Source organism: Nonomuraea sp. NPDC049309 (genome assembly GCF_043196965.1).
Taxonomy (GTDB): domain Bacteria; phylum Actinomycetota; class Actinomycetes; order Streptosporangiales; family Streptosporangiaceae; genus Nonomuraea; species Nonomuraea fastidiosa.
In genome coordinates, this window is record NZ_JBICSH010000005.1 from 165,955 (window position 1) to 185,540 (window position 19,586).

The 19,586-nt window shown below is 71.6% G+C and carries 19 protein-coding genes; 11 read left to right on the forward strand and 8 right to left on the reverse strand.

Translation table 11 applies throughout. The annotated features are described in order from the left end of the window. Window positions 1-53: 53 nt before the first annotated feature. Both ACGFIM_RS29135 and ACGFIM_RS29140 read right to left on the reverse strand, forming a co-directional pair. Window positions 54-1,310 (reverse strand): FAD-dependent oxidoreductase, encoded by a 1,257-nt coding sequence (locus tag ACGFIM_RS29135; RefSeq protein WP_393207746.1) that lies wholly within the window; start codon window positions 1,308-1,310, stop codon window positions 54-56. Then, window positions 1,307-1,855, reverse strand: a complete 549-nt coding sequence (locus ACGFIM_RS29140; protein ID WP_393206343.1) for an OsmC family protein — start codon at window positions 1,853-1,855, stop codon at window positions 1,307-1,309. The genes ACGFIM_RS29135 and ACGFIM_RS29140 overlap by 4 nt, the downstream gene beginning before the upstream one ends. Window positions 1,856-1,934: 79 nt before the next feature. Here ACGFIM_RS29140 and ACGFIM_RS29145 point away from each other — a divergent pair, with 79 nt between their 5' ends. The 6 genes from ACGFIM_RS29145 to ACGFIM_RS29170 all read left to right on the forward strand — a co-directional run bounded on the left by ACGFIM_RS29145 (window position 1,935) and on the right by ACGFIM_RS29170 (window position 10,797). Further along, window positions 1,935-3,155, forward strand: coding sequence for a homoserine O-acetyltransferase (locus ACGFIM_RS29145; RefSeq protein WP_393206346.1), 1,221 nt, complete (start codon window positions 1,935-1,937; stop codon window positions 3,153-3,155). An 18-nt stretch (window positions 3,156-3,173) separates the two neighbouring features. Next, window positions 3,174-4,511, forward strand: coding sequence for an O-acetylhomoserine aminocarboxypropyltransferase/cysteine synthase family protein (locus ACGFIM_RS29150; protein WP_393207749.1), 1,338 nt, complete (start codon window positions 3,174-3,176; stop codon window positions 4,509-4,511). Next, on the forward strand, window positions 4,508-4,990 hold the full coding sequence (locus tag ACGFIM_RS29155; protein ID WP_393206349.1) for a CoA-binding protein: 483 nt from the start codon (window positions 4,508-4,510) through the stop codon (window positions 4,988-4,990). Before ACGFIM_RS29150 ends, ACGFIM_RS29155 begins: the two co-directional genes overlap by 4 nt. A gap of 579 nt (window positions 4,991-5,569) precedes the next feature. After that, window positions 5,570-5,785 (forward strand): hypothetical protein, encoded by a 216-nt coding sequence (locus tag ACGFIM_RS29160; RefSeq protein ID WP_393206352.1) that lies wholly within the window; start codon window positions 5,570-5,572, stop codon window positions 5,783-5,785. A gap of 10 nt (window positions 5,786-5,795) precedes the next feature. Next, window positions 5,796-10,265 (forward strand): amidoligase family protein, encoded by a 4,470-nt coding sequence (locus ACGFIM_RS29165; protein ID WP_393206355.1) that lies wholly within the window; start codon window positions 5,796-5,798, stop codon window positions 10,263-10,265. Between the two features lie 28 nt (window positions 10,266-10,293). Then, the gene (locus ACGFIM_RS29170; protein ID WP_393206358.1) at window positions 10,294-10,797 is read left to right on the forward strand and encodes a hypothetical protein; all 504 of its coding nucleotides are present in this window, start codon (window positions 10,294-10,296) and stop codon (window positions 10,795-10,797) included. A 12-nt stretch (window positions 10,798-10,809) separates the two neighbouring features. On the opposite strand, the gene ACGFIM_RS29175 is transcribed toward ACGFIM_RS29170, so the two are convergent. After that, on the reverse strand, window positions 10,810-11,154 hold the full coding sequence (locus ACGFIM_RS29175; RefSeq protein WP_393206361.1) for an STAS domain-containing protein: 345 nt from the start codon (window positions 11,152-11,154) through the stop codon (window positions 10,810-10,812). Window positions 11,155-11,567: 413 nt separating this feature from the next. Between ACGFIM_RS29175 and ACGFIM_RS29180 the strand changes: the two genes are divergently transcribed. Further along, window positions 11,568-13,106, forward strand: coding sequence for a polysaccharide lyase family 1 protein (locus ACGFIM_RS29180; RefSeq protein WP_393206364.1), 1,539 nt, complete (start codon window positions 11,568-11,570; stop codon window positions 13,104-13,106). Window positions 13,107-13,147: 41 nt separating this feature from the next. Here ACGFIM_RS29180 and ACGFIM_RS29185 read toward each other — a convergent pair whose 3' ends face one another. Next, window positions 13,148-13,285 (reverse strand): hypothetical protein, encoded by a 138-nt coding sequence (locus ACGFIM_RS29185; protein ID WP_393206367.1) that lies wholly within the window; start codon window positions 13,283-13,285, stop codon window positions 13,148-13,150. 93 nt (window positions 13,286-13,378) lie between these two features. Here ACGFIM_RS29185 and ACGFIM_RS29190 point away from each other — a divergent pair, with 93 nt between their 5' ends. From ACGFIM_RS29190 to ACGFIM_RS29205, 4 genes are all read left to right on the forward strand, one after another. Next, the gene (locus tag ACGFIM_RS29190; RefSeq protein ID WP_393206370.1) at window positions 13,379-13,519 is read left to right on the forward strand and encodes a YciI family protein; all 141 of its coding nucleotides are present in this window, start codon (window positions 13,379-13,381) and stop codon (window positions 13,517-13,519) included. 246 nt (window positions 13,520-13,765) lie between these two features. Next, window positions 13,766-13,975 (forward strand): hypothetical protein, encoded by a 210-nt coding sequence (locus ACGFIM_RS29195; protein ID WP_393206373.1) that lies wholly within the window; start codon window positions 13,766-13,768, stop codon window positions 13,973-13,975. Further along, a complete protein-coding gene (locus tag ACGFIM_RS29200; protein ID WP_393206376.1) occupies window positions 13,936-14,493 on the forward strand; it encodes a DUF6596 domain-containing protein in 558 nt (185 codons plus the stop codon). The genes ACGFIM_RS29195 and ACGFIM_RS29200 overlap by 40 nt, the downstream gene beginning before the upstream one ends. Window positions 14,494-14,520: 27 nt before the next feature. Then, on the forward strand, window positions 14,521-14,898 hold the full coding sequence (locus tag ACGFIM_RS29205) for an FAD-binding protein (RefSeq protein WP_393207752.1): 378 nt from the start codon (window positions 14,521-14,523) through the stop codon (window positions 14,896-14,898). Window positions 14,899-15,041: 143 nt separating this feature from the next. Here the strand turns inward: ACGFIM_RS29205 and ACGFIM_RS29210 are convergent, their stop codons facing one another. From ACGFIM_RS29210 to ACGFIM_RS29225, 4 genes are read right to left on the reverse strand one after another with little or no spacing between them, the layout of a single operon-like run. Then, window positions 15,042-15,860: a carbohydrate ABC transporter permease gene (locus tag ACGFIM_RS29210; protein WP_393206379.1), complete on the reverse strand. Its 819-nt coding sequence runs from the start codon at window positions 15,858-15,860 to the stop codon at window positions 15,042-15,044. Continuing rightward, window positions 15,850-16,767 (reverse strand): carbohydrate ABC transporter permease, encoded by a 918-nt coding sequence (locus ACGFIM_RS29215; protein WP_393206382.1) that lies wholly within the window; start codon window positions 16,765-16,767, stop codon window positions 15,850-15,852. Before ACGFIM_RS29215 ends, ACGFIM_RS29210 begins: the two co-directional genes overlap by 11 nt. A gap of 2 nt (window positions 16,768-16,769) precedes the next feature. After that, the gene (locus tag ACGFIM_RS29220) at window positions 16,770-17,990 is read right to left on the reverse strand and encodes an ABC transporter substrate-binding protein (RefSeq protein WP_393206385.1); all 1,221 of its coding nucleotides are present in this window, start codon (window positions 17,988-17,990) and stop codon (window positions 16,770-16,772) included. Window positions 17,991-18,002: 12 nt separating this feature from the next. Further along, on the reverse strand, window positions 18,003-19,571 hold the full coding sequence (locus ACGFIM_RS29225; protein ID WP_393207754.1) for an FAD-dependent oxidoreductase: 1,569 nt from the start codon (window positions 19,569-19,571) through the stop codon (window positions 18,003-18,005). Between the last annotated feature and the right edge of the window lie 15 nt (window positions 19,572-19,586).

Sequence of the window (19,586 nt, forward strand, 5' to 3'; positions counted from 1 at the left end):
GCACGGCCACCGCGACCCGGTCTGGCCGACCCGGCGACCGTGGCACCGCCCGGTCACGACCGCCCGGACAGGTGCCCGGCGAGGTGGGCGATCACCTCGCGGGCGTCGTCCTCGATCCCGTTGATGAACGTGGACCTGCGCCGCCGCAGCACCGGCAGCCCGAGCGCGTACATCCCGGGGCTGTCCACCACCCCGCCGTCGTGACGCAGATGCCCCTTCTCGTCGAGCACCGGCACGTCGAGCCACCGGTAGTCGGGCCGGAACCCGGTCGCCCAGATGATCGTGCTGAACTCGCCGCTGTTGAGGTCGATCTGCCAGCGCGCCGACGCGGGCACCCGGGTCGGCTCGAACCGCTCGACCGGCCCCACCTCGCCGTCGCGCCCGCTCTCGCGCGCCCACTCGTCGAACGTGCCGAGCAGCCGGTTCATCTTCAGGTCGGCGAGCGAGAACACGTTGCGCAGACCGCCGGAGAACAGCGCCTTGCCGTCGCGCACGGCGGCCCAGCGGCCGACGAGCTCGACCCCCATGCCGGTGAGCGCGTTGAGGTCGAGCGTGGCCCGCTCGGGCGTGCCCACGAGCTGCGGGGAGGGCAGCCGCCGCGCCCTGGTCAGGTCGTCCAGCTCGTCGTGGCGCTGGTCCCACACGCCGGAGGCGTCCATCCACCACAGCACGTCGCGCCCGCGGTAGGTGCGGGGCAGCCGGACGTGCTCGCCCACCGAGAGCGTCACCGGCCTGCCGGAGGCGCGGACCTCGGCGGCCAGCTGCACGCCGGTCGCCGAGGCGCCCACGACGAGCACGCCCCCGTCGGGCAGCCGGCCGGGTTCGCGGTACTCGTACGGGGTGATCTGGCGCACCCCCGCCGGCACCGCCTCGCTGAAGGACGGCACCGACGGCAGGTTGCAGGCACCGCTGGCGATCACCACCGTGCGGCAGGCGATCTCCCCGCGGTCCGTGGTCACGCGGTAGCCGTCGTCTGCACGACGTACGGAGGTGACGGTCGTCCCGGTGCGCACGGGCGCCCCCGCCAGCTCGGCGAAGCGCTCGATGAACTGCGTCACTTCCTTCGTGGTCATGTAGCCGTCGGGGTCGGGCCCGTCGTAGGCCAGGCCCGGCAGGCGGCTCTGCCAGTTGGGGGTGAGCAGCCGGAAGGAGTCCCATCGCTCGCGCCGCCAGGAGTTGGCGACCTCGCCGCGCTCGATGACCACGTGGTCGATCGAGCGCGCGCTCAGGAAGTGGGAGGCGGCGAGGCCGGCGTGCCCCGCGCCGATGACGACCGTCGTGACCCGTTCGATGATGGCCGGCTCCCTCAGGCGACTTCGACGGTGACGTTCGTCGGGTTGGTGAGGGCGTCGAACACGGCCGAGCGCTTCTGCGACTGGGCGACCAGGGCCTCGATGTCCTCGCGGGAGGCGTCGGCGTCGATGTCGAAGGTCACCTTGATGTCGTTGAAGCCGTTGCGCACGTCGCTGTCGGCGCCGAGGATGCCGCGGATGTCGTGGGTGCCCTCCAGCCTGGCCTCGACCGAGCGGAGCTGGATGCCGCGGTTCTGCGCGACGGAGGCGACGCCGGCCGTCAGGCAGCTCGCCAGGCCGACGAGGAGGTACTCGATCGGGGTGATGCCGTTGTCCTCGGCCGCGAAGACCTCGGGGTGGTCGGCGTCGAACACGGACTCCTTGCGGTGGGCCCGCTCCTCGCCGAGACCGTAGAACTCCTTGACCGTGATCGTGCTGTGCACGCCGTTCTGCCACTTGGAGGTGGCCTTCCAGACGAACTGGGCGGCCTCGGGCGCACCCTTCAACGCGTCGCGCGCCTCGAGGAGTGCCTGCACGTTGACACCGTTGCTGACCGTGGTCATACCTTCGCCCTTCAGAAGTTCACCGGTTTTCCGGTAGGTATTTGACCATATACCTGGCGTGGCGGCTAGCATAAGCGTCATGTCGCAGCCAGCAAGAACGCCCGCGACCGGCGAACCCGGCTCCGTGGGCGTCGTCGAGACCCACTATCTCGACCTGCCGGACCCCGTACGGCTCGACTGCGGCAGAGAGCTGCACCACGTACGCGTGGCCTACGAGACCTATGGAACGCTCTCCCCCGAGCGTGACAACGTCATCCTGGTCTGCCACGCGCTGAGCGGCGACGCCCACGCGGCCGGCATCGCCAAGGCCCCGCCCGAGGCCGGCACCCGCGACGGCTTCGGCGCCGAGGAGCGCGACGGCGCGAGCGCCAAGGCACTCGGCTGGTGGGACGGCATGATCGGCCCCGGCAAGGCGTTCGACACCGACCGCTACTTCGTGGTCTCCACCAACCTGCTCGGCGGCTGCCGCGGCACCACCGGCCCGTCCTCCATCGACCCGGCCACCGGCCGCCCGTACGGCTCGGACTTCCCCGTCATCACGGTCGGCGACATGGTCCGCACCCAGCGGGCCTTCCTCGACGCGCTCGGCGTCGAACGCCTCGCCGCGGTGGCCGGCGGCTCGCTCGGCGGCATGCAGGCGCTCGAATGGGCGGTCAGCTACCCCGACCAGGTCGACTCCATCGTGGTCATCGCCAGCACCCACGCGCTCCACCCGCAGGGCGTCGCATGGAACGCCATCGCCCGCGAGTCGATCATGCGCGACCCGGCCTGGCAGGGCGGCCACTACTACGGCACCGGCCGCGCCCCCGACGCCGGCATGGGCGTCGGACGCATGGTCGGCCACATCACCTACCTGTCCGGGCCCGCGCTCGAGGACAAGTTCGGCCGGCGCCTGCAGTTCTCCGACGACCTGCGCTACACGATCACCGAGCCCGAGTTCGAGGTCGAAAGCTACCTCCGCCACCAGGCCGACTCCTTCGTCAAGCGCTTCGACGCCAACACCTACCTCTACATCTCGCGCGCGCTGACGTACTTCGACCTCGCGCGGCAGCACGGCGGCGGCTCTCTGGAACGCGCGCTCGCGAACGTGCGCGCACGGACGCTGCTGATCGCCTTCAGCTCCGACTGGCTCTACCCGCCGTCGGCGTCCCAGGACATCGAGCAGGCGCTGCGCTCCCTGGGCAAACCGGTAGAGTTCGAAGTGATCGACGCGCCGTACGGCCACGATTGCTTCCTGCTGGAAGAAGCGCGACAGACGCCCATCATCCGCCGGTTCCTTGCCCGTGGCGGGGCCGGGTGAACGTCTGAGGAAGAGGCCCTGGTGACCGAGCAACACCCCCGTCAAGAGCAGGCCCGCGCGTTCGGGTTCGAGACCCGGCAGCTGCACGCCGGGCAGCGGCCCGACCCCAACACCGGGGCGCGCGCCGTACCGATATTCCAGACCACCAGCTACGTCTTCGAGGACCCCGAGTCCGCCGCGGCGTACTTCAACCTCCAGGAGTACGGCAACACCTACTCCCGGATCATGAACCCCACGGTCGCCGTGCTCGAGGAGCGGGTGGCCAACCTGGAGGGCGGCAGCGGCGCCGTGGCCTTCGCCAGCGGCATCGCCGCCCAGGCGGCCGCGCTGTTCACGCTGCTGCAGCCGGGCGACCACGTGGTGTCCTCATCCGCCCTGTACGGCGGCACCGTCAACCAGCTCAAGCACCTGCTGCGCAAGATGAACGTCGAGCTGAGCTGGGTCGATCCCGACGACCCCGACGCCTGGCGCAAGGCGGTGCGGCCCAACACCAAGGCGTTCTTCGCCGAGACGATCGGCAACCCGGCGGGCAACGTCCTCGACATCGAGACCGTGGCGGCCATCGCCCACGAGCACGAGCTGCCGCTGATCGTGGACAACACGTTCGCCACGCCGTACCTGTGCCGGCCCATCGAGTGGGGCGCCGACATCGTGGTCCACTCGGCGACCAAGTTCATCGGCGGCCACGGCACCAGCATCGGCGGCATCGTCGTCGAGGCCGGCACCTTCAACTGGTCCAACGGCCGCTTCCCCGTCGTCGCCGACCCGTCGCCCGCCTACCACGGGCTGCGCTTCCACGAGACGTTCGGCATGTACGGCTACCTGATGAAGCTGCGCGCCGAGACCCTGCGCGACCTGGGCGCGGCGATGTCGCCGTTCAACGCGTTCCTGTTCCTGCAGGGCCTGGAGACGCTGTCGCTGCGGATGGAGCGCCACGTCGAGAACGCGCTCGCGGTCGCCGAGTTCCTCGACGGGCACGAGCTGGCCTCCAAGGTCACCTACCCCGGCCTGCCGAGCAGCCCGTACAAGCCGCTGGTCGACAAGTACCTGCCGCGCGGCGCGGGCGCGGTGTTCTCCTTCGACTGCGCGGGCGGCAGGGCCGGCGGGCAGGGCCTCATCAGCGGCCTGACGCTCTGGTCCCACCTCGCCAACGTCGGCGACGCCAAGAGCCTGGTCATCCACCCCGCGAGCACGACACACCGCCAGCTCAGCGACGACGAGCTGAGCGCCGCCGGCGTCGGTCCCGGCACGGTCCGGCTGTCGGTCGGCACCGAGTCGGTCGCCGACCTCATCTGGGATCTCGAGCAGGGCTTCGCCCGCGTCGCCGCGACGATCGGCAAGGAGGAGACGGCATGACCGACCTCGCGCGCTACCAGGACCCGCTGACGATCCAGCGGGTGCTCCACGCCACCCGCACGATCGCGATCGTCGGCCTGTCCGGCAACGAGCTGCGGCCCAGCAACTTCGTCGGCTACTACCTCAAGCGCCACGGCTACCAGGTCATCCCGGTCAACCCGCGCGAGAAGGAGATCCTCGGCGAGACCAGCTACCCGAGCCTGTCCGACGTCCCGGTGCCGATCGACCTCGTCGACGTCTTCCGCGCCCCCGACGCCCTGCCCGCCATCGCCCGCGAGGCCGTCGAGGTCAAGGCCGGAGCGCTGTGGTGCCAGTTCGGGGTGATCAACGAGGAGGGCGCGCGGATCGCCGAGGACGCCGGCCTGCCCGTGATCATGGACAGGTGCCTGAAGGTCGAGCACGCCCGCTACGTCGGGCGCATGCACTGGCTCGGCTTCAACACCCAGCGCATCACGTCGGTGCGGTCGGGACTGCAGTAGCTCCGATGAGTTCCCGGCGGGCCGCCGGTCTGTCCGGGTGAGGGTACGACGTGCCCTTGCCCGGTCACTGCCCGGCCCGCGATCGCCAGCTCGGTCACCCTCAGGCCGAACACCAACAGCCCGTTCCGCCGGCCCGACCACTCACAGCCCGGCGCCCCCACAGGCGGGACGCCCCCTCACACGCCCCGTGGCGGAGTGGCCAGGCGGACGGGCGGCGTGCCGAGCCGGGCACGAACTGCGGCGGGGGGACGCAAACAGCGAGGGCGTGGGGCGCGGCGGCCGGTCCGGCGGCGGCTCAACGGTCGCCGATCACGCTGATACCGGGCTGTCGCCGTACCGGCACGGCTCCTGAGGCGAGCCGATTCGGGCATGCTCACGGCACGACACCCGGAGAGTAACGCGTCACAATTCGGCAGAGTTACGCGGCAAAACCGTCATTTCGCGACATACTCCCAGCGTTTTCTGCGGTCCGAGTGATAGAAGTTTCCGAAGCGCCGAGGGCGCCGATCCGTTCGAGACACATGATCGGACGGCGCGCGATCGTGATGGCCCGGCTTGTGCAGGACATGGGAGGTGCCGGTGACGAAGGAGCGGCAGGGCGCCATCGCCGGACCGGCGGTGGAGCGACGGATGTCGGCCCGGCCCGCGACCGGTGAGGAGGCCGGCCCGAGCCTGCCACGGCGAACGGCGGAAACGCTGGACGCCGGTGACCGGTTGCGCGCCGCGATCGACATCACGCTGCAGACGGACGCCGACATCAGGCACGGCCTGACCCGGATGGCGCGGGAAGTCTGAACGGCGGTTCATGGCGGCGCACTCGGGGGCCCACAACATCCAGACCCCCGGCGGGCACTTCGCCGGGGACCAGGTCGTCCGGATCGACAGCGACGTTCAGCCCGCCTGGGAGAGCGAGTCGCTGCCGGATTGGGTGAACCACTGGCTGATTCCGATGCTGTCGGCCGGCCAGAAGTGGCCGGAGGCCAGCGAGGCGGGGATGTCGGAGCTGGCGCGCCGGTACGCGGCGCTGTCGGACGGCTCGATGTCGTCCGCCGAGCCGGCGGGCCTGGCGGTGCGGACGATCGTGTCCGGGTGGGCGGCGCCCGCGACCGCGCGATTCGCGGGCCGGGCGCGCGAGCTCTACGGCGACAAGGGCGGCATCTCGGGAGTCGGCAACAACGCGCACGTGTACGCGGTGCAGGCGAGCAACTTCGCGGTGCAGACGCAGTACTCGAAGCTGACGATCAACGTGGCCTTCTGGGTGACGGTGACCGCGATCGCCATCACACTGCTGGCGGCGTTCTTCAGCGCGGGCGCCACCACGCCGCTCATCGGCCCGTACGCGGCGGCGGCGCGCGCGGCGATCAGCCGGATCCTGGCCAAGCTGGTGGCGGCCGCCGGGCAGAAGGCCACCGCGGTCCAGCTGGCGAAGGTGACGGCGTTGAGCGGCCCGACCGGGAAGGCGCTGCTGGTGCGGCTGCTGGCATCGCCGTTCGGCAAGGAGCTGATGGAGGAGGTCGGCGAGGAGTTCTTCATCGAGTTCGCCGCCCAGTACATACAGCAGCAGAAGGGCACCCGGGACGGCTTCGACTGGCAGCAGCTGACCGCGGCCGGGCTGGGCGGCGGGACCGGCGCGGCGGTGGGCTCGATGGTGGCGGGGCCGGTCTCGCGGGTCACGCAGGTCCTGCCGGGGTTCGCCGGGCGGGCGTTGACGACGGGCGCGACGAACGTGATCGCGTCGCCGGTCGGCGGTTTCGTGGCCAATGGCGTGGTGTACGGGCAGTGGCCGAACCCGTTCACCGCCGAATCCATGGTGGGCGCCTTCATGGGCGGTGTGGGGCGTACCGGGACGATCAGCCCGTTCAACCCGGACGTGGCCCTGGCGCTGGCGGATCCGGTGACCACGCTGGCCTCCGCGTACGCCGCCGCGAACCGGACCGACGCCGCCCACGCCGCCACCTGGGCCACCGCGATCGGAACCCCTTCTGCCGGTGCGCCGACCGGCCCTGAACCCACCCCGTCCCACGCCACCGTGAACGTCCGCACGCCGGACCTGGTCACGGTGCAGGCCATGGCGGGTTCGTCCAGCACGGCGTCCACGGCCGGTTCGTCGTCGCCCACGGCCGGCTCGTCGTCCGGCACGACCTCCCGCACCTCTGCGGCGGGCTCGTCCACCACGACCGCCCGCATGGGCGCCGACGTGCCCCACGCCGACTCCTCCCCGCGCCGCCACACCCCGCCCCCGCCGCCCGCCTCCGGCACTCCCGCCACTCCCCCGCCCGCCTCCGGCCACGGTCCCACCGGCCAGGGCTCTACCGGTCAGGGCTTCACCGGTCAGGACCCGGCGAGCCCAGGCCGCTCGCCTCGGGCCGACCTGCACGCCCCGCCGCAGCCGAGCGGCCCCGGACCTCAGCATCCGGATCCCGGACCTCAGCATCCGGATCCCGGACCTCAGCATCCGGATCCCGGACCCCAGCACCCGGATCCCGGACCCCAGCACCCGGATCCCGGACCCCAGCAGCCGGGGACGGCGCCGGAGCCGCCCCCGGGCACAACGCCCGCACCGCACACGGGTGATGCATCGCCCACCACCGGGACCGGGAGTGCGGCCACCGACGGCACACCGGCCGGCCCCCTGGCGGGGCACACCACCAGCGCGGAGTTCGCGGTGACGGCAGGCGAGCCCGCCGGTCCGCCCGGGCAGGGGCAGCCGCAGCCGCCCACCGGCCCTCACCACGGCAACCCGCCCGCCCAGAGCCCGGTCGCCGCGGGCCAGGCCGCCTCCCTGCCCGGCGGGGAGGCGGGCGGTCCGGCTCGAAGCCACGCACCCGCCGTTCCCGGAACCACCGGGCCTCGGCACCGCACGTCCATGCCGCCCGGCGAGGCCGGGAACACGGCGCTCAGCGAAGGCTACTCGCCGATCGCCGCGCCGCACACGCGCAATCCCGCCGAGGCGGCGGCGATCGTCCACCGCTGGACGCCCGGTTCCGGCAGCCACCCCGCCGCCGACGGCCGCCGTGCCCCCGGCGCGCAACCCGACCGCGGCAGCCACCCCGGCCCCGACGCCCGGCCCGGCCTCGGCGAGCGGCCCGAGGCCGAGGACCGGGCAGGTCCCCGCCCGCACTCCGGCGACCCCGACCGCGCCGGTGAAGACTTCTCCTCTATCAGCCGCCGGTTGCTCGGCGGCGAGACCGACGACGACGCGTCCGAGCCGCGCATCACCCTCGACCCGATCCTGGCGGGGATCATGGTGACTCCGGACGACGAGAGCGCCTACCAGGCGTTCATCACTCCCGTGCTGCTCGCCTATGGGCTCCACGACGTCAGGGAGCTGTTCCCGATCGTGCAGGAGATGCACGCACGGGGTCTCCTGCCGTCGCGGGCGGACGGGCCGGAGGCGTTCCACGACGCGTTCCGCCGCTTCTACCAAGAAGACCCGGTGTGGTTGGAGGGCCTGCGCGGTCAGGAGACGTACGGCCTGCGCGATCTCGACGACACCGGCATCCGGCTGCTGGGCTCCATGATCAGGCTCCTCCCGCCCCGAGCCGCCTGGCCGTCCGCACCGCTGCCGCTGGAGACGCTGGCCCGCGAGGTCGGTCTGGCGGGTTCGGTCGCGCATGTGTTACGCCTGGCCAGGGACGCGCAGGAGCACGGCGCGAACCCGGCGGCCGCGACGACGCCCCGCGAGCTGGCCGACACGCTGATCGTGCATAAGACGCGCGACCCTTACCTGTGGGACGGCCTGCGGCTCACGACCGAACACGGCCTGACGCTGGTGGACGACGACGCCGTGCGCGTGCTGGCCCGCCTGTCGGAGCTCGCGGGCCCCGAACCGGCGCGGCCGATCTGGACGTTCCATCCGCTGCGGCGGCTGGCCGACCTCGCCGGGTACGGCTACGACGTGGCCGCGCTGACGAACCGCGTGACCGAGGCGGTGCGCAACGGCTTCAACCTGTTCGACCCGGTGGACCGCGAGCATGTGATCGACGCGCTGAGACACCCGAAGCAAGGTGCCGTGCGGTCCCCGGTCACGCCCGCTCCCGGCCTGCACGACCTGTCGCCTTCGGCGATCCAGGAGGCCAGGAATGCCGCGGAGGCCGAGTACGAACAGGCGCGCAAGCAGCCGCGCGGGGGCTCCCGGCTGCGCCGTTTCCTGCGGCCGGGCTCTCCCGCGTGGTGGTCCCCTGACGCGGGGATGGACGAGCTCTACCTCGAGTCGCTGCAGGCCCGTGTCAAGGCGTGGCAGCGCCTGCCGGAGGCTCCCGAGGTGTCGTTCACCCACGACTTCTCCGCCTACCTGCGGGCTTACGAGGCGGCGGCGCGGCGCGCGGAGAGCGGCGCGCCGGTGATCCCGTACATGTACGAGGACGCCACCGCGGGCCTGGGCGCCAGGGACGGCGGGCGCGGGTTCGGCCTGGAGATCGAATTCGTGCTGCCGCCCGGTGTCTCTCTGCACGAGGTCGCCGCGGCCCTGCACGCGGAAGGTCTGACCGGCGACCCCGACGTGCACGAGTACCACACGTCGGCCGAGATCGGCTACCGCACCGGCCGGGACGGCGGGCGCGGTCTGTGGCGGCTGGAGAAGGACAGCACCGTCTCGGGCGAGCTGGTCTCGCCGATCCTGTACGACGAGCCCGAGACGTGGGAGAACCTCCGCCGGGCCTGTGAGATCATCCGCGGCTACGGCGGCCTGGCGACCGAGAAGACCGGCGGGCATGTGCACGTGAGCGCGGGAGACTACGATCACCTGGTGGCGAACTTCGTCAGCGTGGCCGATTACGTCTACCACCACGGCGACACGCTCTACCGGCTCGGGCACAACCCTGAGCATGAGGACCATCGAGGGCTGGCGTTCTGCCTCCCGGCCGTGCCGCCGGCCGAGGGATACGACTCGATCGAGCTGGTGCGCCAAACACACGAGCATCACATGGCGTTGAACCTGTCCTCCGTGAACGGATCCAGGCGAGACCACATCGAGCTGCGCATGTGGGACGGCTCGCTCGACCCCGCCATCATCCAGGCGCAGGTGAAGGTGTCGCTCGCCCTGGTCGAGGCGGCCTTGCGTACCGCGCCCTTGGGCATGCCGCCCAACGCGGGACGGCAGGAGCGCGTGGGCAGCCACGCCGGGCTGCGCGCCTTCGGCTCCGCGCCGGACCTCACCGAGTCCGGCAGCATCTCCTTCCGCCGGCTGATGGACGAGCTGTTCTGGCGGGCCTCCGACAAGGAGCAGCTCACCGCCCTGTACGCGATCACGCGCTGGAGCCCGGTTGGATGGTGACCGGACGCCTGACCGGAGGAGTGCGCCCATGGCCGTGATCGTGCGGAACGTCTCCGCCGCGCAGGATCCGCCGCCCGCGCCGCGCAGGGCGGACGGCCGGCCGTACCGCTACGAGATGATCCACGCCGACGGGACGCTGCGGGGTTACGCGGACGAGCCGGCCGAGCTGGTCGGGATGCTCATCCCCGGCTACGGCGAGATGGGCGAGGGCGCCGAGCGGGCGGCGGCGCGGCTCAGGCTCGCGCTCGACGTTCAGGTGCGGTTGCAGGCGCGGCTCGCGGCGGGGCGGCTGGGCGCGTGCGATGCGGGTGAACGTGCGGTGCTGCTGGGCGGGCGGCACGAGCCACCGGCTCCCGAGGAATGGACGGCGCCGGTGCCGCTGGTCCTGGTGACGTCCTTCTATGAGCCCGAGGGGACGTTGCCGCGGCCGTCGGGACCGCAGGAGTTGCAGGTTTGGCTCGATCCGGCCGACGACTGGGCGTTGCTCACCAGCCTGCACAGGGCGGGCATGATCACGGTGGGTGCCCGCTGAGGGGATGCCGGGTCAGGCGGCGCTCGGCGGGACGCGGCTCATCGTCGGCAGCGCCCGGTCGAGGCCGGTGATGCGCAGCAGGCGGGTCATGAACGGGCGGGGTTCGGCCAGCGCGAGCGTGATGCCCATCGGGCGGGCGCGCTGCTGGACGTCGACCAGCACGGCGAGGCCGGCGGCGTCGCAGAACGTCACCTCCGACAGGTCGAGGACGAGCATGCTGTTGCTGTAGCTCAGCGCGCTGAGCAGCTCTTCGCGCAGGGTCACGCTGGTGTAGAGGTCGATGTCTCCGTAGATGCGCAGGACGGTCGGGTTGCGGCTGCCCGCGACGCCGAGCGGGGCGGTGTCGATGACCCTCATGAGAACACCCCCTCGGACGGGCTGGACGTGGGCGGGGTCACTCCGGGGGCGGCGCCGGCGCGGGGGCCGGTGCTTCGCAGGTCCTCGGTTTCTTCAGCGTAGCCGCCGGTTCCCCGGTTGCCGGGCGGGCTAAGCAATTCAGGCTGAGGACTGCCGGAAATTTGACGAAATATCCGATTTGAGGGCGCCGCCGGCCCGGCCGTACTCGCCGGGTGAAAGTTTCATCGCGCATTGACAGGCGGAAAGCGCTTTCCTACGGTGACGCTACTTCCACCAACACGGACGTGTTCACTCATGTGAGCGGTGCGCACTCGCTGGGGGGACCCCGGCCGGCGGGCCATCCCGTCGTGCCCGGACCAGCAGGAACCCGGCTGCGGCAGCAGCCGGGCATCGGACGACGAGATGGGACGAGCATGAGACGAGCAGTCGTGTTACGCGCCGGCGCGGCACTCGCCGCGGCGGTCTTGACCGCGGCGGCCGGTACGGCCGTGACGACGATGCAGGCGTCGGCCGCGGCCGGCAGCGCCACCGGCTTCGCCTCCGCCAACGGCGGCACCACCGGCGGGGCGGGCGGGCAGACCGTGCGCGCCACCACAGGCACCGCGATCCACCAGGCCCTGTGCAGCCGGGCCGGCAGCAGCACCCCGATCACCATCCAGGTCGAGGGCACGATCAACCACGGCAACACCAGCAAGGTGTCCGGCGGCAGCTGCAACACCGCGGACGGCGTGATCGAGCTCAAGCAGATCAGCAACGTCACGATCATCGGAGTCGGCAGCGGCGCCGTCTTCGACCAGATCGGCATTCACATCCGCGAGGCCAGCAACATCATCATCCAGAACGTGACGGTCAGGAACGTCAAGAAGTCGGGCTCGCCCACCTCCAACGGCGGCGACGCCATCGGCATGGAGAAGGACGTCCGCAACGTCTGGGTGGACCACGTCACGCTGGAGGCGTCGGGCGGCGAGCCGGAGGGCTTCGACGGCCTGTTCGACCTGAAGAACAACACGCAGTACGTGACGCTGTCGTACAGCATCCTGCGCAACTCCGGCCGTGGCGGGCTCATCGGCTCCAGCGAGAGCGACCGCTCCAACGGCAACGTGACGTTCCACCACAACCTGTATCAGAACATCGACTCCAGGACGCCGCTGCTGCGGGGCGGGATCGCCCACATGTACAACAACCACTACCTGAACATCAACGAGTCCGGCATCAACTCCCGGGCGGGCGGCCGGGCGAAGGTGGACAACAACTACTTCGAGGACTCCAAGGACGTCCTCGGCACCTTCTACACCGACGAGGCCGGCTACTGGCAGGTCAGCGGCAACATCTTCGACAACGTGACCTGGGGCGGCCGCGACGACGAGCACAACCCGGCCGGCCCCGACCCGCAGTCCAACACCAGCGTCAGCGTCCCCTACTCCTACACCCTCGACAGCGCGAGCTGCGTGCCGGACATCGTGAGCAGGACGGCGGGCGCCGGCAAGGGCCTGCAGGTGTCGGACGGCGACTGCACCCCGACCGACCCGACCGATCCGCCCACCGATCCCACCGATCCGCCGGCCGACCCCACGGACCCGCCCACCGGCACGAACCTCAGCATCGGCGCGGGCTCCGACGGGTCGAGCAAGGCGAGCGGCACGAGCTACGGCAACGTGCGCGACGGGGACATGAGCACGTACTGGTCACCGAACGGCTCGACCGGTGACATCTCGATCAAGTGGGGCTCGGCCACGACGGTCGGCAGGGTCGTGATCCGGGAGGCGTCCGGCGCGACGGGCGTGATCGGATCGTGGCAGCTCATCGACGCCGGCAGCGGGGCCGTGCTGAAGTCCGGCACGGGGGCGGGCACGATCAGCTTCACCCCGACGTCCCTGAAGAAGATCACGTTCAGGATCACCGGCGCCAGCGGCACCCCCAGGGTCGCCGAGTACGAGACCTACGCCTCCTGACGCCCTCGCGGGGGCCGCCCGCGCGGCGGCCCTCACGCCGCTCACCGGCGGCCGAGCCGGTGCGCGGGCAGTGCGATCACGCGGTGGCCGAGCCCCCTCAGCGGTGGCGGCGGGCCGGGGACGAGCAGCGGCACCCCGGAGACGCCGATGCCGACCGCGGTGGACCGCGGCCACCGCATCGACCGCAGCGCTCAGGCGCTCCCCCACGACCGGAGTGCCGGGCCCGCCCGCAGCGCGTCCAGTCGCGCGCCCCGGGCGGGCGCGAGCCCGTGGTGACCGACGGGCCGTTCGTGGAGGGCAAGGAGGTGGTGAGCGGGTACGCCGAGGTCGAGGTGGCCGACCTGGACGAGGCACTGGAGCTGGCCCGCTCGTGGCCGGCCTGCCCGATCGTGGAGGTGCGGCCGCTCGCATGACCTCCCCTGCAGACCCGAGCCGCCCGGCCCCGGCCGCCGGGCCCGGCCTGCGGATGCCGGCCGGCCCCCACCGCACTGGGCCGTCCACGGGCGCGGCGCCGCCCACGGGGCTGGGCGGTCAGGCGGCGACCGGCGAGGCAGGCAGGCGCTGGCCGCCGTCGTGCGTGAGCATGCCGGCCGGCTCGCCGCGTCCCTGGTGTCGCTGCGCGGTGACTTCTCCGCCGCCGAGGACCTGGTGCAGACGCGGTGGAGGCGGCGCTGCGCCACTGGCCCGACGAGGGAGTGCCGGAGCGGCCGGAGGCCTGGCTGTTCACCGTGGCCCGGCGGCGCGGCCTCGACGTGCTGCGCCGCGAGTCGAACTACCGTGCCAAGCTGGCCGCGCTCACCTGGCCGGACCCCGCGCCGCGCGACGACCGTTGCCGGACGAGCCTGAGGCGGCGGGGCTGCTGGCGCTGATCCGGCTGCATCGGGCGCGCGGCGCGGCCCGCTTCGACACGCGGGGGGACCTGGTGCTGCTGGCCGACCAGGACCGTGCGCTGTGGGATCACCCGGCCATCGCCGAGGCGACCGCCCTCTTGACGCGTACGGCTCGCGCGCACCGGCGGCCTGGGCCGTACCAGGTGCAGGCGGCGATCGTGGCCTGTCACGCCGAGGCGAAGAGCTTCGCCGAGACCGACTGGGCGCAGATCCTCGTGCTCTACGACCTGCTGCTGCGCCTGGCGCCGTCGCCGGTCACGCGGCTGCACCGGGCGGTGGCGGTGCGCCACGTCCACGGCGTACGGGCGGCGCTCGAGGAGCTGGACGGCCTGGGCGGCGCGCTCGACCGCTACCCTCACTTCCACGGCACGCGCGCCGAGCTGCTGCGCGAGGCGGGCCGCCGCGACGAGGCCCGCGAGGCCGGCGAACGCGCCCTGCGCATGACCGCCAACCCCGCCCAGCAGGCGCTCCTCGAGCAGCGCCTCGCGTGGGAGTGAGCGTTCGTCATGCCGGCGCGTTCACTCATGACGGAGGTGGAGACGTGGCCTTACCGCTGTTCCCCGAGGAGCGGGTCACGCCCGGCGACGGGCGGTACGCGCTGCTGCGCTCCACGTTCACCGCCGTGTCGAGCCCCGCCGCGGTGCTGCTGCCCGAGAGCACCGGGGAGGTGGCCGCCGCGCTGCGCTGCGCGCGCGAGCAGGAATGTACCGCTGTCGGTGCGCAGCGGCGGGCACGGCCTGTCGGGGCGGTCGTCGAACGACGGCGGCGTCGTCGTCGATCGGTCGGCGATGAACCGGATCGAGGTGCTCGACCGGGAGGCGCGGCTGGTCCGGATCGAGGCCAGGCTCGGTGGGCGCGGGTGGCGTCGGCGCAGGAGCCGTACGGAGACGGCGCGTACCTGAACGTCGAGAGCCGCCCCGGCAAGAGCGCCTTCGAACGCGTCCGCCCCGGCCCGACCGGCGACCGCGTCGGGCGGCTCTGGCGCCGCCACGACCCGGACGGCGTCTTCCCGGCGCTCGGCGGGACGCCGGGGGCGGGTCCGCGGTCAGCCCTTGAGCCCGGTGTGGGCGAGGCCCTCGATGAAGTGGCGCTGGGCGAGGACGAAGACGACCAGGATCGGCACGGCGGTCATCGAGGCGGCGGCGAGCTGGACGTTCCAGAGCGGTCCGCCGTAGGCGTCGACGAACTGGGTGAGCGCCTGGGGCAGCGTGAACATGTCGGGCGTCGACAGGTACACGATCGGCTCCAGGTACAGGTTCCACGAATGCAGGAACGTGAAGATCGCCACCGCGCCGAGCGCCGGCCTGGCCAGCGGCAGCGCGACCCGGTAGAAGGTGCCGAAGCGGCCCAGGCCGTCCACCCTGGCCGCCTCCTCCAGCTCGCCGGGCAGCGTGAGGAAGAACTGCCGCATGATGAACGTGGCCAGTACGCTCGGCGCGCCCAGGATCGGCACGACGATCAGCGGCCAGTGGGTGTTGATCAGGCCGAGCCGGTTGAACATCTGGAACAGCGGCACGATCGTGACCTCGCTCGGGATGAGCAGGCCCACGAGCACGACGACGAAGAGCACGTTCTGGCCGGGGAAGCGGATGCGGGCGAAGGCGTACCCGGCCATCGCGGCCACCGCCATGGTGCCGATCGTGACCACGACGGCGATGTAGAGGCTGTTGAGGTACTGCTGCCCGAACGGCTGCATCTCGAAGACGCGGGCGTAGCTGGACAGGTCCCACACCTGGGGGATGAGGGAGAAGTCGAAGACCTCGCTGATGGGCTTCATCGACGTGGTGATCATCCACCAGGTCGGGAAGACGAACGGCACGCAGAGCACGCACAGCACCGCGTACAGGACGAGCTTAAGTCTCAAGGTGGACCCACTTCCTCCGCATCCGCCACTGCACGAGCGTCAGGGCACCGACGATGAGGAACAGCAGCACGGAGATCGTCGCGCCGTACCCGAAATGGTGGAACGGGAAGGCCTGCTGGTAGAGGTAGTAGACGAGGACGGTGGTCGAGGTGCCGGGGCCGCCCTGGGTGAGCACGGCGATCTGGGCGAACACCTGGAGCGAGCCGACCACCGTGATGATCGAGGTGAGCAGGATCGTCGGGCTGATGAGCGGCACCGTGATGCGGCGGAACCTGGTCCACGCGCCGGCCCCGTCGAGCTGGGCGGCCTCGTAGAGCTGCTTGGGCACGCCCTGGAGCGCGGCCAGGAAGAGCACCATGTTGAGGCCGACGTTCTTGATCACCTGGACGACGATGACGGACAGCATCGCGGTGCCGGAGCCGCGCAGCCAGTTGGGGCCGCCCCCGAAGACGGCGTTGATGCCGCCGTCCGGCTGCAGCAGGAACTGCCAGACGATCGTCCAGGCCACCAGCGACACCAGCACCGGCGAGAAGAACAGCGCACGGAAGACCACGGTGCCGCGCAGCTTCTGGTTGAGCAGCACCGCGAGCAGCAGGGCCAGCGTCAGGTTGAGCGTGACGAGCCCGGCGGAGAAGATCGCGGTCGCGGTCAGCGAGTCGCGCAGCTGCGGGTCGGCGGCCAGCTTGGCGTAGTTGTCCAGGCCGACGTACTCGAACGTGCCGGCCAGGACGTTCCACTCGTTGAGGCTGAACCAGCCGACCAGCGCCAGCGGCAGCAGCACGAACAGCACGCTGCCGGCGAGCTGCGGGGCGATGAGCAGGTAGCCGACGAGGTTGTCGCGGCGCCGCACGGTCCAGAAGCGGCTCGCGCTGCGGCTGCCGGCCTTCCCTGCGGTGAGCACGGCCATCGTCACGATCCCAGCAGCGGCTGGATCTTCGCGCACACGCCGTCGAGCACCGCCTTGACGTCGGCGCCGGGCTGCCAGAGCGGGTCGAGCGCGGCGCGGGCGGTCTGGATGAGCTCTTCCTGACCCTTGTGGCTGGGCTTGACCACGCCGTTGGGGATGCCGTCGATGACGACGGCCTGCAGCTGCTCGGGCTTGAGCAGCGGGTTCGACTTGGCCAGCGTCTCGACGTTGAGCTGCGAGGTACGGGCGGGCGGGAAGTACTGGGCGAGCTTGGCGGAGTTCTCGGCGTTGGTGAAGTAGCCGAGGAAGTCGGCGGCCGGCTCGGCGTTGGGCGACTTCTTGATGACGCCGATGCCGGCCTGCCCGATCACGGAGTACTCCCCTGCGGGGCCGTGCGGCAGCGGCAGCAGCGTCCAGTCGAACGTCGCGTCCTTGAGCAGGCTCGCCCGCGAGATCTGGGTGACGATCATGGCGGCGTCGCCGGAGTAGAAGTCGACGGTCTCGCCGGGGCCGGGCAGCGCCTTGTCCGTGAAGATCGACTTGTGCAGGAACGTCATGGCCTCGACCATGGGCTGCTGGTTGAAGCCGCAGGTCGCGCCGTCCTCGCTCCACGCCTTGGCGCCCCAGCCCTCCCACAGGGTGGCGAGGTTGGTCCAGTTCTTGTAGTCCCAGTCGCCGACGATCAGCCCGGCCTTGCCCTTCTTGGCCACGGCGGCGGCCGCGTCCATGGCCTCCTGCCAGGTCCAGCCCTTCTCCGGGACCTTCTTGCCGGCCTCGCGCAGCAGATCGGTGTTGACGAACACGCCGAACGGCGAGGTGGAGAACGGGTAGGCGTACAGCTCGCCGTCCTTCTGCCAGAGCCGGGTCGCGGCGGGCGCCAGCTCGGCGGCGTTCTGGATCTTGCTCGACAGCGGCGCGAGCGCGCCGGACTCGACGAAGTCGGGTGCCGAGCCCTCCAGGATCCAGGCCAGGTCGGGCGCCTTGCCGCCGGCGATCTGCGTGGTGAGCGTGGTGGTGTAGCTGTCGATCGGGATCGACTCGAACGTCACCTTGGCCTTGGTGTAGCCGGCGGCGATCTCGTTGAACAGCTTGAGGTGGTCCTCGTTGGCCGTCCAGATCGACATGCGCAGCGTCACGGGACCGGACTGCGCGGTCTGCTCCGCGCCGCTTCCGCAGGCAGCGGCCAGGGTGAGCAGGGCGACGGCGGGGATCAATGCCCTCATGGCGGGGTCTCCCTAATACGCGGTGACAGCGGGCCAGCGCAGCTCGACGCCGTCCCGGGTGAGCCTGTGCTGGAAGTCGGCGAGCAGGGACTCGCTCTCTCGTACGGCGTGCGGCGTGGTGCCGTGGTCGAGGCAGAACGCCGCCAGGGCGCCCGCGGCCTCGCCGATGTTCCACTCGACCGGGTGCAGCCGGTAGGCGCCGTTGGTGATGTGGGTGGTGCCGATGTTCTTGGAGGCGGGCAGCAGGTTCGTCATGCGCTGCGGGATCAGCGCCCCGAGCGGGATCTCGAACGGGCAGCTCGCCACGTCGATGTAGTTGTCGCCGCCGGTCGACGGGTGCAGGTCGATGCGGTACATGCCGACGCCGACCGAGTCGGGGTAGCTGACCGCGCCCCTGTCGCCGCGCACCGCGTACGACAGGTCCTGCTCGACCACCGTGTAGAGGGCCTTGATGCGGCGCGACTCGCGGATGTAGGGCGCCTGGGCGAGGCCGTCGGCGCCGCCGGTGATGTCGCCGCGCAGCCGCAGCCCGGGGAAGCCGGCCTCGGTCTGCATCCAGTACAGCACCGACAGCGACAGCTCGCGGGCGGCCTTCAGGTGCCGGTCGGCGTCCGGCACGTCGATGACCGGGCCCTCCAGGTAGTCGATCATCGGCCAGTTGACCAGCGTGATGTCGCTTTCGTAGGCGCCTTCGACGAACGTCTTGCGCGCGGCGATCCGCCGGAACGTCCACAGGTTGGCATCGCCCGGGTTGACCCGCTGGTCCGCCTCGACGAGCAGCGGGTCGTCGTCGGGGTTGGGGGTGAAGGCGCGCTCGACGATCTCCAGCGTGCGCGGGTGGGGGCAGCGCCACGACAGCAGCTTGTCGCCCCAGAACGGCGGCTGGTACTCGCGCCAGAAGTCGTACGACTCCGGCTTGTCGATCGTGTGGTCGCCGTCCACGTGGTCGATGGCGAAGCACACCGAGATGGCCTGCATGTTGAGCGGCTGCGCCTCGGCGGGGGCGCTGGGCTCGCCGGTGTCGGCCTGGGACTCGAAACCGGTGACGTACTCGGTGCCGGTCAGCGGCAGCAGCTCGCCGGTCTCGGTGGCGTCGATGATGTACGGGGCGCTCGCCCACACCTCGCGGCCCTCGCCGCTGAGCAGCACCGCGCTCACCCGGTCGCCGTCGTAGGAGGCGGCGACCGGCTTGTACGGCTGCAGCACCCGTAGCCGCCCCGAGCCCCGGTAGGGCGCGAGCATGGCCTCGATGACGGCGACCGCGACGCGCGGCTCGTGACAGAGCCGGCTCACGTGACCGCCGCCCGGGTTGAGGTCCCGCTTGGCCCTGGCCGCCGGCGTGAGCGGGTAATGGTCGCGGTAGTACTGGCGGATGCCGTCGCGCAGCGCCCGGTAGCTGGCGGTGACGCCGAAGCGCTCCACCCACGAGTGCTCGTCCGGAGGCACGGCCTGGCTGGTGAGCTGGCCGCCCAGCCAGGCGTACTCCTCCGACAGGAGCACCGTGCGGCCGGCCCGCAGCAGCGCCAGCGCGGCCGCCACGCCGCCCAGCCCGCCGCCGACCACGACCGCGTCCGCTTTCATCTCGACCACGTGAGG

What these genes read in the sequence shown, in the direction of transcription:
- ACGFIM_RS29140 (WP_393206343.1), bottom strand. Translation starts at nt 1,855, where the DNA reads ATGACCACGGTCAGCAACGGTGTCAACGTGCAGGCACTCCTCGAGGCG.
- ACGFIM_RS29145 (WP_393206346.1), top strand. Translation starts at nt 1,935, where the DNA reads ATGTCGCAGCCAGCAAGAACGCCCGCGACCGGCGAACCCGGCTCCGTG.
- ACGFIM_RS29155 (WP_393206349.1), top strand. Translation starts at nt 4,508, where the DNA reads ATGACCGACCTCGCGCGCTACCAGGACCCGCTGACGATCCAGCGGGTG.
- ACGFIM_RS29165 (WP_393206355.1), top strand. Translation starts at nt 5,796, where the DNA reads ATGGCGGCGCACTCGGGGGCCCACAACATCCAGACCCCCGGCGGGCAC.
- ACGFIM_RS29170 (WP_393206358.1), top strand. Translation starts at nt 10,294, where the DNA reads ATGGCCGTGATCGTGCGGAACGTCTCCGCCGCGCAGGATCCGCCGCCC.
- ACGFIM_RS29175 (WP_393206361.1), bottom strand. Translation starts at nt 11,154, where the DNA reads ATGAGGGTCATCGACACCGCCCCGCTCGGCGTCGCGGGCAGCCGCAAC.
- ACGFIM_RS29180 (WP_393206364.1), top strand. Translation starts at nt 11,568, where the DNA reads ATGAGACGAGCAGTCGTGTTACGCGCCGGCGCGGCACTCGCCGCGGCG.
- ACGFIM_RS29185 (WP_393206367.1), bottom strand. Translation starts at nt 13,285, where the DNA reads ATGCGGTGGCCGCGGTCCACCGCGGTCGGCATCGGCGTCTCCGGGGTG.
- ACGFIM_RS29205 (WP_393207752.1), top strand. Translation starts at nt 14,521, where the DNA reads ATGACGGAGGTGGAGACGTGGCCTTACCGCTGTTCCCCGAGGAGCGGG.
- ACGFIM_RS29215 (WP_393206382.1), bottom strand. Translation starts at nt 16,767, where the DNA reads ATGGCCGTGCTCACCGCAGGGAAGGCCGGCAGCCGCAGCGCGAGCCGC.
- ACGFIM_RS29220 (WP_393206385.1), bottom strand. Translation starts at nt 17,990, where the DNA reads ATGAGGGCATTGATCCCCGCCGTCGCCCTGCTCACCCTGGCCGCTGCC.
- ACGFIM_RS29225 (WP_393207754.1), bottom strand. Translation starts at nt 19,571, where the DNA reads ATGAAAGCGGACGCGGTCGTGGTCGGCGGCGGGCTGGGCGGCGTGGCG.